The following is a 12,570-nucleotide window of genomic DNA, read 5'->3' on the forward strand; positions in this document are numbered from 1 at the left end:
GGTTTCGCGTCTACTCAAACTAACTAAACGCCCTATTCAGACTCGCTTTCGCTACGGCTCCGACTCTAAAAGTCTTAACCTTGCTAGTTAAAGTAACTCGTAGGCTCATTATGCAAAAGGCACGCCGTCAGTCCGAAGACCTCCGACCGCTTGTAAGCGTATGGTTTCAGGTTCTATTTCACTCCCTTATTCAGGGTTCTTTTCACCTTTCCCTCACGGTACTGGTTCACTATCGGTCTCTCAGGAGTATTTAGCCTTATGGGATGGTCCCCACAGTTTCATACAGGGTTTCACGTGCCCCGCACTACTCAGGATACCACTATCTGTAACTGTCTTTACTTATACCGGGCTATCACCGTCTATGGCTACTCTTTCCAAAGTATTCTAATTCATAAAGCACAAAATGTCGTGGTCCTACAACCCCAGCAATGCCGTAACATTACTGGTTTGGGCTAATCCGCGTTCGCTCGCCACTACTAGCGGAATCACTATTGTTTTCTTCTCCTCCGGGTACTTAGATGTTTCAGTTCTCCGGGTTTGCCCCATTTCTGGTACTATATCTTCAATATAGTGGGTTGCCCCATTCGGATATCTACGGATCAATTCTTGTGTGCAGATCCCCGTAGCTTTTCGCAGCTTATCACGTCCTTCATCGCCTCTGAGAGCCTAGGCATTCCCCATACGCCCTTAATTAGCTTATTGTACTTATTGCTCTTTTAAGGGCTTATGTATAAAATACATAAACCTTTATATTATAATGAGTTAATCATATTATATTCATATTCTTGCGTATATAACCGGCTAGGTTACATACGACTTCTCGTATTCTTTAATTATTTCCCAATATGTCAATGAACGTTTTCCAATAATCAGTATAATATCTATGTAAATAAAAACGTATTACACTCTCGTGAATCCTGTGTTTTTAAAAACTATATCCTTTATACCTAAGGATGATAACTACTATAAAGTAACTATCTTGGTGGAGAATATCGGAGTCGAACCGATGACCTCCTGCGTGCAAGGCAGGCGCTCTAGCCAGCTGAGCTAATCCCCCATTTTTATGAAATTCCGATGATGACATCAGTTTTCGAATGACGAAGTAATGATTCTCAACTTCTAAAATTTCCTTCAAAATGCAATAAAATGAACATCGCGATTTATTAAGCTTTCGCAAAAGCGTAACTAACAATCAAATACATCTTTTAAAATATATCTACTTATTAATTAGTAGTCTCAGGCAGACTCGAACTGCCGACCTCTACATTATCAGTGTAGCGCTCTAACCAGCTGAGCTATGAGACTGTAATTAAACAATCTATAGTCGTTAAGTAATAGTCTTAAGTATAAAACTATACACTAAAGTCTAACTACTATTTACTTGTTTTATTAAAATTAAATCGACAGCTATTGAAAACTAAAACCTATTTTAACCTTTCGGTCGTAAGTCGTTTGCTGTATGTTAGAGCGCAACGCATTGCGCACTCCACAGGGACAAGCTCTAGAAAGGAGGTGTTCCAGCCGCACCTTCCGGTACGGCTACCTTGTTACGACTTAGCCCTAGTTACCAGTTTTACCCTAGGCCGCTCCTTACGGTGACGGACTTCAGGTACCCCCAGCTTCCATGGCTTGACGGGCGGTGTGTACAAGGCCCGGGAACGTATTCACCGGATCATGGCTGATATCCGATTACTAGCGATTCCAGCTTCATGGAGTCGAGTTGCAGACTCCAATCCGAACTGAGATAGGGTTTATAGATTCGCTCCTGGTCGCCCAGTGGCTGCTCTCTGTCCCTACCATTGTAGCACGTGTGTGGCCCAGGACGTAAGGGCCGTGATGATTTGACGTCATCCCCACCTTCCTCACGGTTTGCACCGGCAGTCTGGCTAGAGTTCCCGACATTACTCGCTGGCAACTAACCACAGGGGTTGCGCTCGTTATAGGACTTAACCTGACACCTCACGGCACGAGCTGACGACAACCATGCAGCACCTTGTAAATTGTCCGAAGAAAAAACTATCTCTAGTCCTGTCAATCTACATTTAAGCCCTGGTAAGGTTCCTCGCGTATCATCGAATTAAACCACATGCTCCACCGCTTGTGCGGGCCCCCGTCAATTCCTTTGAGTTTCATTCTTGCGAACGTACTCCCCAGGTGGGATACTTATCACTTTCGCTTAGTCACTCAGTCCGAAGACCAAACAACTAGTATCCATCGTTTACGGCGTAGACTACCAGGGTATCTAATCCTGTTCGCTACCTACGCTTTCGTCCATCAGCGTCAATATATTGTTAGTGATCTGCCTTCGCAATCGGTATTCTATGTAATCTCTAAGCATTTCACCGCTACACTACATATTCTAACCACTTCACAATAATTCAAGACATACAGTATCAATGGCAATTCTATGGTTGAGCCACAGACTTTCACCACTGACTTATATGCCCGCCTACGGACCCTTTAAACCCAATGATTCCGGATAACGCTTGCACCCTCCGTATTACCGCGGCTGCTGGCACGGAGTTAGCCGGTGCTTATTCTTATGGTACCGTCATCAGTCTACACGTAGACCTTATTCTTCCCATATAAAAGTAGTTTACAACCCATAGGGCAGTCTTCCTACACGCGGCATGGCTGGATCAGAGTTGCCTCCATTGTCCAATATTCCTCACTGCTGCCTCCCGTAGGAGTCTGGTCCGTGTCTCAGTACCAGTGTGGGGGATCTCCCTCTCAGGACCCCTATCTATCGTAGTCTTGGTAAGCCGTTACCTTACCAACAAACTAATAGAACGCATAGTCATCTTATACCGCCGAAACTTTAATGTCCAAATGATGCCATTCAAACATACTATGGGGTATTAATCTTCGTTTCCAAAGGCTATCCCCCAGTATAAGGTAGATTCTATACGCGTTACGCACCCGTGCGCCGGTCGTCAGCAAGTAGCAAGCTACCTCTGTTACCCCTCGACTTGCATGTGTTAAGCCTGCCGCTAGCGTTCATCCTGAGCCAGGATCAAACTCTTCATCGTGTATTGTAAATAAATTTAACTCCTCACGACTCGAAATATCTGGTCAATAATAAACTTCTAGTTTTCAAATTCTTTGTAATAATACCCGAAGGTATTAATACGCGCTGTCAATTCAATAAATCAATGAACTTTCTCTACCAATATTAATAATAGAAAACTCTTGTAAATGCTAAGGATTCGAACCCTAAATTAGACTAACTAATCTTCCAAAACATCTCAATAAATTACTTTTGAACTTCGCTAGATATGTTACTGTTTCTCTAAGCGGGTGCAAATATACAACTGTTTTTTAAACTCACAACTTAATCTTAAAAATAATTGAAAATTTAATTTTCAACCTCTAAAACTAAGCAACAATCGCAATGAACATAACTCCCAAATAACCTCCATTTGTTAGCGGCTGCAAAACTACAACCTTTTTCCTAATCACAAACTATCTTTTGAAAAATAATTTGAAGAAATAAAAACAAACTTTTGAAGACATCTAAAAGAACAACCGCTTGCTGTTAAGCGGGTGGCAAAGATACACCGAAGTTCTAATCTTACAAGAATAAATATCAAAATATTTTAAATTATCTCAAAATAGACCTCCTAAAACCACCCAAAAATCCCTAATCAAATGAAAACAAAGCAGTTATTATAATTCAAATTTTCGCGAAAGCGAAACAATCTTTCTCCTTTATATATAGTCAAACAGAATGTAATATATATTGTAAACCTTCATTGAAGATACTATCTTTGCGCCTTTAAACAATCGAACTATGATCAATATCACTTTGCCAGATGGCAATGTAAAACAGATGGACAACGGAGCTACTCCTATGGACGTCGCAAAGAGCATCAGTGAAGGACTGGCGCGTAATGTAATTTCGGCAAAATTTAATGGGCAAACGGTTGAGACCTCTACCCCACTTACCGAAGATGGTTCGATCACACTTTTTACCTGGAATGATGATGAAGGAAAGACAGCTTTTCGTCACTCTTCTTCTCACGTACTGGCTCAAGCAATTTTAAAATTATATCCTGGAGCAAAACTTACTATAGGACCAGCTATCGAAAATGGTTTCTATTATGATGTTGACCTGGGTGACCAAACCATATCTGACAAGGATTTTAAGTCTATAGAAGACAAAATGCTTGAAATCGCTAGAGGTAAGCATGACTTTAGCCTACGCTCTGTAACTAAGCAAGAGGCTTTAGATAAATACAAAGCAGAAGGAAACGAGTTTAAGGTAGAACTTATAGAGAATCTAGAAGATGGAACAATCACCTTCTGTGATCATGATGACTTTACAGATTTATGCCGTGGTGGTCACATTCCGAATACAGGAATCATCAAGGCTGTAAAAATAATGAGTGTTGCTGGAGCTTACTGGAGAGGTGATGAGAACAAACCACAACTTACTCGTGTTTATGGAACATCGTTCCCAAAACAAAAGGATCTTAAGGAATACTTAGAATTAATAGAAGAAGCAAAGAAACGCGATCACAGAAAATTAGGTAAAGAGCTTGAACTCTTTACTTTTTCTCAACGTGTGGGTCAAGGTCTTCCATTGTGGTTACCTAAAGGAGCTGCACTACGTGAGCGTCTTGAAAACTTCCTTAAAGCTGCACAGAAAAAGCAAGGTTATGAGATGGTAGTTTCTCCACATATAGGTCAAAAGGAACTTTATGAAACTTCTGGACACTATGCAAAGTATGGGGCAGATAGTTTCCAACCTATACATACACCTAACGAGGGAGAAGAGTTCTTACTTAAACCTATGAACTGCCCTCATCACTGTGAGATCTATAATAGCCGTCCTTGGAGTTACAAGGAACTACCTAAACGTTTTGCAGAATTTGGTACAGTATACCGCTATGAGCAATCTGGCGAACTTCATGGACTAACCCGTGTACGTGGCTTCACTCAAGATGATGCACATATATTCTGTACGCCAGATCAACTGGATGAAGAGTTTATGAAAGTAATAGACTTAGTGCTTTATGTTTTCGGTTCTTTAGGTTTTGAAAACTTTACAGCGCAGGTTTCTTTACGTGATCCAGAAAAACCAGAAAAATATATAGGAGCAGATGAAAACTGGGTAAAAGCAGAAAATGCTATTCTTAATGCTGCAAAAGCTAAAGGACTTAACTATGTTGTTGAAACTGGTGAAGCTGCTTTTTACGGACCTAAGCTTGACTTTATGGTTAAGGATGCTCTAGGCCGCAGCTGGCAACTGGGTACTATACAAGTGGACTACAACTTGCCAGAACGTTTTGAATTACAGTATAAAGGGAGTGATAATGAGATGCATCGCCCTGTAATGATACACCGTGCACCCTTTGGAAGTATGGAGCGTTTTATCGCAATTTTACTAGAGCACACAGGAGGAAACTTCCCACTTTGGTTAATGCCACAGCAAGCTACTATTTTGACATTGAGTGAGAAATACGAGAAATATGCTCAGAATGTTTTAACTTTGCTTGAAAATCACGAAATTCGCGCTCTTATAGATAACCGTGGTGAGACTATGGGTAAGAAAATACGGGAAGCAGAGATGCAAAAACTTCCGTTTATGATTATCATAGGAGAGCAAGAAGAGAATGATGGCACAATATCTGTAAGAAGACATGGTGGTGAGGATTTAGGTAGTATGACTATGGACGCTTTCGCGAAAATGGTAAATGCCGAGATAGCATCCACAATAAAAACATTTGAAGTTTAATTTAAAATAGAAACGCCATAGCAATACGTAGAAAAAGATCGAGAGGTCCTGCTAGGATCATTAAGGAAGACCAACACAAAATCAACCAAAAGATTCGTGCCAAAGAAGTACGACTCGTGGGAGAAAACGTGGAAGTAGGGATTTACCCTATCCAAAAAGCACAAGCACTAGCCGCAGAATTAGAGCTAGATCTTGTAGAGATATCACCTAATGCCGCACCACCGGTTTGTAAAATTATAGACTATAAGAAGTTTGTATATGAGCAAAAGAAACGTGAGAAGGTAATGAAGGCAAAAGCCTCAAAAGTGATTATCAAAGAAATACGTTTTGGTCCGCAGACAGACGATCACGATTACGAATTTAAAAAGAAGCATGCTGAAAAGTTCCTTAAAGAAGGAGCAAAACTTAAAGCTTATGTATTCTTTAAAGGTCGTTCTATCATCTATAAGGATCAAGGAGAAATACTACTTCTAAGACTAGCACAAGAGCTAGAAGAACTAGGAAAAGTAGAACAACTCCCGAGACTAGAAGGAAAGCGTATGACAATGTTCATCGCTCCTAAGAAAAAATAAGCTTGCTAGCAAGCATAAGTTGCTAGTGTATAGCAGCTAGACATAAAACCCTCCTACTCTTTTGAGTCAGGAGGGTTTAGTAAGAAAATAAGTGAGATAATTTAAAAAATAGGAACAGATGCCTAAAATGAAAACAAAATCCAGTGCTAAGAAGCGTTTCAAGCTTACCGGAACTGGTAAAATCAAAAGAAAGCACGCTTTTAAGAGTCACATTTTGACTAAAAAATCTAAAAAGCGTAAGCTTGCGTTAACGCATGATGGCCTTGTGCACGATGCAGATACGAGTAATGTTAAATTGATGCTTAATCTTAAGTAATCCGTTTAACCGGTTAAAACAAATATTTTTAAACCCTGGAGTATGGCCTTCTCTCCGCTTAAGAGAGAGAACAAAAGAGTATACAGCGTGTACCGCCTGCTACAAAAACACATTAAATTATGCCTAGATCAGTAAATTCAGTTGCTAAAAGAGCCCGTAGAAAAAAGGTGATGAAGCAAGCCAAAGGTTACTTTGGAAGACGTAAAAACGTTTGGACAGTAGCAAAAAATGCAGTAGACAAAGCAATGTCTTATGCATACAGAGACCGTCGTCAGAATAAAAGAAATTTCCGTTCATTATGGATTACTCGTATTAATGCGGGTGCTCGTATGCACGGTATGTCTTATTCTCAGTTTATGGGGAAAGTAAAAGCAAATGGAATCGAGCTTAACCGTAAGGTGCTTGCAGATCTTGCTATGAACCACCCAGAAGCGTTTGAAGCAGTAATCAATAAAGTAAAGTAAGGCGCGAGCCTCATTTAATAATACATCTCACTTATTAAAAAGTCCTGCTCTTTGAGCAGGACTTTTTGTTTTAAACAACTTTTCTAAAATTCACTAGTACTACTGAGTAATTCAATTTTCGCGAAAGCGAGATTGCACAACTTATTATAAAACTTTTGAAGTAGCTTTAAAACACTTTCATCGAAATTCCGTTACTTTGAGTGTAATAAGAAAATCTATGTCTACACCTGTTCTTGAACTCTCACATGCTGCTATATATCAGCGAGAAAATTTAATTTTATCTGAAGTTAATGTTACCATTGAACCAGGTGACTTTGTATATCTCATAGGTAAAACGGGCTCTGGAAAAAGTAGTTTCATGAAAACGCTTTATGGTGATTTACCGCTCACAGAGGGAAAAGGTAATATTGTAGGGTTTGATCTCAATGGACTTAAAGAAAAGAATATCCCTTTTTTACGTCGTAAGCTTGGTGTTGTTTTTCAAGATTTTAAATTATTAAATGACCGAACGGTTATCGATAATTTAAAATTTGTTTTAAAAGCAACTGGATGGAAGGATAAGGCTGCTATGACAAATAAAATAGATTCGGTTCTTGATAAAGTGGGAATGAAAAGCAAGGGTTTTAAGTTCCCTTATCAGCTTTCTGGTGGAGAACAACAACGTATTGCTATTGCACGCGCTTTACTCAATGACCCCGAACTTATCCTTGCAGATGAGCCTACTGGAAATCTTGACCCGCAGACAAGTGTTGAAGTCATGGAAGTGCTCCAAGAGATTAATAAGAATGGCAACACTATACTAATGGCAACTCATGATTATGCGCTCTTATTAAAATATCCATCAAAAACATTGAAGTGCGATGGCAACAAGGTTTTTGAGGTTGTTCAGAAAACAGTTTAATATCCTTTCCGAACACTCACATATCATCCAACTCACTAATAAGTTACTGTTTGATTGGTAATCAATATGTATAAAATAATGAGTTAGACTCAAGATAGATTTTGGCTAGTAAAATACCTAAAACTTCTATTTAGCGTATATTGACATTACTTTAATGCTTTCTATACTTATACCTACATATAATACTGACATCACAGATCTTGTCCAGTCTATCTGTGAGCAAGCACATCGTGCGAAAATTACTTTTGAAGTGATTTTCTGTGAAGATGCATCTTATCTATACAAAGAACAAAACGTACAACTTCTAGGAAACACTAGCGTAAAACGGCTAATAAACGCTACCAATTTAGGTAGAACTGCCACCCGTACTAATCTTGCCCATAACGCAACATATAGTTGGTTACTATTTCTAGATGCAGATGTTGCACTACCTTCAATAAATTTCATTGAAAATTATGTTTCACATCTAAATTCACCACATGATATTATTCATGGTGGTATATCATATGCTCTAGATGATAACGATGATTTCACTCTTAGGAGTACATATGGTATACAAAGAGAAACACAACTAGCCGAAAAAAGATGTAAAACTCCTTATTTTATTATTTCTCAAAATATACTTGTAAAAAAGGAAGCGTTCTTAAAGCTCAATATTATTGCTTCAAACAGGTATGGTCTGGATAACATATTCTCTTATCAAATCCTTAAACAAGGTTATGATGTCCAACACATAGATAATCCAGTAATACATCATGGTTTAGAAAAGAACGATGTGTTTTTAAAAAAGTCCATACAAGCGATAGAAACTCTTATTTATTATGAAGAGAAAGGTCTAATGGCTCAAGACTTCACACGTTTACAAAAAAGCTATCTTACTCTTAAAAAATACAGAGGAGTACTTATTTTTAGGGTTACTATAGGTAAAGGTATAAAGTACATCGAAAAAAACTTAATGGGCAAAAAGCCGTCTCTATTCCTTTTTGACCTGAACAGATTACATCATTATATAACTCTTAAAGAAAATGCCTAAGTTCTCTGTAGTCATTACGGTATATAATAAGGAGGACTTTGTACAAGCAACTGTAGAAAGTGTCTTAAATCAGTCGGTGCAAGATTTTGAGATTATTATAGTTAATGACGCTTCAACTGATGATAGTGCTAACGTCATCAAAAATATTGATCAAGCAGCCATAAATTACATTGAATTACCTCAAAATGTAGGTGCTAGTGCAGCTAGAAATATAGGTATTAAATCTACCAAGGGATCTTATATTGCACTTCTTGATGGTGATGATATTTGGGATAGCTATTACCTAGCCGAGATTGTAAGTCTCATACATGTGTTTCCGCAACATCACGTTTTCGCGACAGCGGTATTCAAAGAATATATAGGGAAAACTACAGCAAGTAATTATAGTTTTGATAATCCAAATGAAGATACTTTTCTAGATCTAAACTACTTTGAGAGCAGCTATAAAAACTCGCTATTAACGAGTAGTTCTGCGGTGATACATAAGTCCGTTTTTAATAATATTGGGTTTTATGATGAGTCCATAAAAAGTGGACAAGACACAGATTTATGGATTAGAATTGGGATTAAATATCATGTAGCTTTCAGCACTAAGCCCGCTGTAACTTATATCTATGCGCCACAAAGTCTTTATAAAAGTATACGCAGTGTTACACATAGACCTGATTATCTAAATTATCTCAATGAAGAGGAAAAGCTTGAGAGCTTAAAGAAATTTATAGATCTCAATAGATATTCATTAATACTGAGGGCTAGGTTATGGAATGAGTCACAAAAAGCGACCGTGTATCTTGATAACCTTGACCTAAATAATCTTAATAGTAGACAGCGGTTTCTACTTAATTTACCTCCGAGCGTGTTGAAAATAGCTTTTAAATCCCAAAAATTATTAGCGCAAGCAGGGATTAATCTGTCTGCTTTTTAGCCAATAAAATCTTTATATTCACGGATGTAATCTTGTTCATCATATTCATGAGAAGCTAGTACAAGACAAACAGAACCAGATGAGAAATTTTCTAGTTCGCGCCATATATTCACATCAATCAATAAGCCTTCACTTGGATTGTTAAGCATTACCCGTTCTTTAGTCGTTCCATTATCGAGTACAACCTCAAAGCTTCCGCTTACTGCAATGAGCAATTCTACACATTCTTTATGTGCATGCCCGCCGCGATATGCTCCACTAGGTACATCGTGTAAATAATAAACTCGCTTAATATCAAGTGGAAACACACCATTTTCTATAACAGCAAGGTTACCTCGCGGGTCTGTTATTCTAGGGATTTCTATAATTTTCTTCATAAGGAATTTATAAGTGCATTCCAATCATTACTAATTTGTTCTTGTGATAAGTGTGCTACACTCTCTTTGGCATTTGATTTACAATGTGCTAAAAGTTCGCCATCAAGAATAAACATACGTATAGCTTTAGATAATGCCTCCATATCATAATTAGGAGCTAATAATCCATTATGACCGTGTTGTACTATTTCATTAGGTCCAGACTCACAATCTACACTTATCACCGGAATTCCTAGTGATAATGACTCTACAAGCACCATCGGGAAACCTTCATAATGACTAGTTAAGAGCGTAAATAACGCATTTTTCACGATGGAGGACGGTTGTTTTTGATGACCTAGAAAGTAGATTTTATTGCTAACGTTTAGCTTTTTGGCCAAGATAACTAGTTTTTCCTTGTCCTGACCGTCTCCCATTATTACGAGAGGTGTTTTTAAGTTCGCTTTCGCGAAAGCGGAAATCATCAAACTAAAATTCTTAACATCATCTACGAGTCTCCCATAACCAAGAATATAGGTGCTGGGTAATGATGTAGAAGATTCTACTACTGAAAATTGAGGGATAGCATTGTAGACATGCTTTGTATTTTTTAATCCATAAATCTCTGTAATCTTATCACAAATGCGTTTTGAAACTCCGATAAACTTGGAGTTGTTGTAAAGTCTTTTTGCTATAGATATGGGCTTAGGAAAATAGGTTTCTAAGCGGGCGCTACGAACCATAAATGCAACCTTAAAATTACGATAGATGTATTGCGTATAGCAAATCTCTTTAAGTAGAGAAGGTCTAGATCTATTATCTATAATCAGATCAAAATCGTGCTGAAGTAAATAGGCTCTTAATCTTTTTAAATGACGCCATCTAGCGGTTAAAGAATCATCACTCGATTTATAACTTCCTAGATTAAAAAGTGTTCCAGTGTATGGAACTTCAATGTCATCTCTTAACGTCACAATATGCACTGTGTGCCCTAATCCCGATAACATAGTCGATAAAATTCCCAACGATCGCTCTGCGCCACCACCTGCCAAAGAGATGGTAACTAGCGCAATTTTTTTATGAGTATCTTTAGGCAACGGAAGAAATTTTGAATACCAAATATAGTCAATGCGCATCTTACTTGTAGGCGAATACAGCCGACTTCACAATTCGCTCAAAGAAGGACTCCTACAGTTGGGTCACGAAGTAACGATTGTGGGAAGTGGCGATGGATTTAAAAACTATCCCGTAGACATTAGACTTGAAAGAGGCTACACTAGCGGATGGAGAAAAAAACTAAAACTTGGTGTTCTTAAACTAACCGGGATTGATATTTCTGAAATCGCCTTAAGCAAATCATTCAACACTTTAAAACCACAACTTTCTGGTTATGATGTGGTACAGCTCATTAATGAGTCTAGTTTCAACACCACACCATCATTAGAACTAAAAATAGCTCAGTATTTAAAAAATAACAATAAGAAAGTATTTCTCCTCTCTTGCGGTGCAGATTATCCAAGTATCACACATGCGTTTACAGAGGAGCTTCCATACACTATAGTAACTCCGTTTCAAGAAGAAAAGATAGATATGAAATCTTTTGCCCCTGCGCTTAAGTATCTAGATCTTGCTTACAAGGACCTGCATGAAAAATTATATGAGCTAGTAGATGGCGTGATTGCTACAGATCTTGATTATCACATACCGCTCAAAGGTCATAATGCATATGTTGGTTTAATTCCTAATCCCATAAACACAGATACCATAAAAAACTTACCTCAGGAGAATGCAAATCCTATTATAATCTTTCATGGCATAAATCGCACAAACTATTTTAAGAAGGGAAATGATATTTTTGAAAATGCGCTTGCAATAATTAAAGAGACATATACTTCAAGAGTTGCTATAATTACCACCGAAAGCTTACCATATAAAACTTATATAGAAAAGTACAATAGTGCACATATTATTCTAGATCAAGTTTACTCACATGATCAAGGCTATAATGCACTTGAAGCAATGGCAAAGGGTAAAGTAGTATTTACTGGCGCTGGCATTCACTTTAAGGAGCACTACAATCTTTCAGGAACTGTGGCGATAGATGCTACGCCAGATGTAGATCAAATAGTGAGCAGGTTAAAGAAACTCATTGAAAATCCAGAAAGCATTGAGGAGATAGGAAGGAACGCTCGATTATTTATTGAGACGCATCATAGTTATAAGAAAGTCGCACAAAAGTATATAGACACTTGGAATAATTAATTCT

General features: G+C 38.1%; 10 protein-coding genes, 2 tRNA genes and 2 rRNA genes (1 of these 14 running past the window's edge). 8 read left to right on the top strand and 6 right to left on the bottom strand.

Annotation, left to right across the window (positions count from 1 at the left end; genetic code table 11):
- The 4 genes from SJY37_RS00010 to SJY37_RS00025 form a co-directional block, all read right to left on the bottom strand.
- A 23S ribosomal RNA gene (locus SJY37_RS00010) occupies nucleotides 1-701 on the bottom strand (it extends 2,125 nt beyond the left edge of the window).
- Between the two features lie 279 nt (nucleotides 702-980).
- Nucleotides 981-1,057, bottom strand: a tRNA-Ala gene (locus tag SJY37_RS00015).
- A 174-nt stretch (nucleotides 1,058-1,231) separates the two neighbouring features.
- A tRNA-Ile gene (locus tag SJY37_RS00020) sits at nucleotides 1,232-1,305 on the bottom strand.
- 200 nt (nucleotides 1,306-1,505) lie between these two features.
- A 16S ribosomal RNA gene (locus tag SJY37_RS00025) occupies nucleotides 1,506-3,029 on the bottom strand.
- The 16S and 23S rRNA genes sit together here with 2 tRNA genes alongside, the layout of an rRNA operon.
- Before the next feature lie 761 nt (nucleotides 3,030-3,790).
- Here SJY37_RS00025 and thrS point away from each other — a divergent pair.
- The 7 genes from thrS (at nucleotide 3,791) to SJY37_RS00060 (ending at nucleotide 9,948) form a co-directional block, all read left to right on the top strand.
- Nucleotides 3,791-5,737: a threonine--tRNA ligase gene (thrS, locus tag SJY37_RS00030; protein WP_379952638.1), complete on the top strand. Its 1,947-nt coding sequence runs from the start codon at nucleotides 3,791-3,793 to the stop codon at nucleotides 5,735-5,737.
- Between the two features lie 59 nt (nucleotides 5,738-5,796).
- A complete protein-coding gene (infC, locus tag SJY37_RS00035) occupies nucleotides 5,797-6,309 on the top strand; it encodes a translation initiation factor IF-3 (protein WP_262485281.1) in 513 nt (170 codons plus the stop codon).
- Between the two features lie 118 nt (nucleotides 6,310-6,427).
- Nucleotides 6,428-6,625, top strand: a complete 198-nt coding sequence (gene rpmI / locus SJY37_RS00040) for a 50S ribosomal protein L35 (RefSeq protein WP_013751600.1) — start codon at nucleotides 6,428-6,430, stop codon at nucleotides 6,623-6,625.
- Between the two features lie 119 nt (nucleotides 6,626-6,744).
- Nucleotides 6,745-7,089 (top strand): 50S ribosomal protein L20, encoded by a 345-nt coding sequence (gene rplT / locus SJY37_RS00045; protein WP_013751599.1) that lies wholly within the window; start codon nucleotides 6,745-6,747, stop codon nucleotides 7,087-7,089.
- 217 nt (nucleotides 7,090-7,306) lie between these two features.
- Nucleotides 7,307-7,990: an ATP-binding cassette domain-containing protein gene (locus SJY37_RS00050; RefSeq protein ID WP_339850382.1), complete on the top strand. Its 684-nt coding sequence runs from the start codon at nucleotides 7,307-7,309 to the stop codon at nucleotides 7,988-7,990.
- A 154-nt stretch (nucleotides 7,991-8,144) separates the two neighbouring features.
- Entirely contained in the window at nucleotides 8,145-9,023 is an 879-nt protein-coding gene (locus SJY37_RS00055; RefSeq protein WP_379952639.1) for a glycosyltransferase, read from the top strand.
- Nucleotides 9,016-9,948, top strand: a complete 933-nt coding sequence (locus SJY37_RS00060) for a glycosyltransferase family 2 protein (protein ID WP_379952640.1) — start codon at nucleotides 9,016-9,018, stop codon at nucleotides 9,946-9,948. Before SJY37_RS00055 ends, SJY37_RS00060 begins: the two co-directional genes overlap by 8 nt.
- On the opposite strand, the gene SJY37_RS00065 is transcribed toward SJY37_RS00060, so the two are convergent.
- Both SJY37_RS00065 and SJY37_RS00070 read right to left on the bottom strand, forming a co-directional pair.
- Nucleotides 9,945-10,325 carry an FdtA/QdtA family cupin domain-containing protein gene (locus tag SJY37_RS00065; protein WP_379952641.1) on the bottom strand — a complete coding sequence of 127 codons (381 nt, stop codon included), beginning with the start codon at nucleotides 10,323-10,325 and terminating at the stop codon, nucleotides 9,945-9,947. The genes SJY37_RS00060 and SJY37_RS00065 overlap by 4 nt on opposite strands.
- Nucleotides 10,322-11,401: a glycosyltransferase gene (locus SJY37_RS00070; RefSeq protein ID WP_379952642.1), complete on the bottom strand. Its 1,080-nt coding sequence runs from the start codon at nucleotides 11,399-11,401 to the stop codon at nucleotides 10,322-10,324. Before SJY37_RS00070 ends, SJY37_RS00065 begins: the two co-directional genes overlap by 4 nt.
- 31 nt (nucleotides 11,402-11,432) lie before the next feature.
- Between SJY37_RS00070 and SJY37_RS00075 the strand changes: the two genes are divergently transcribed.
- Nucleotides 11,433-12,566, top strand: coding sequence for a glycosyltransferase (locus SJY37_RS00075; protein WP_379952643.1), 1,134 nt, complete (start codon nucleotides 11,433-11,435; stop codon nucleotides 12,564-12,566).
- Nucleotides 12,567-12,570 lie beyond the last annotated feature (4 nt).

The sequence above is a fragment of the Dokdonia sp. R78006 genome (assembly GCF_042466145.1).
Taxonomy (GTDB): Bacteria; Bacteroidota; Bacteroidia; order Flavobacteriales; family Flavobacteriaceae; genus Dokdonia.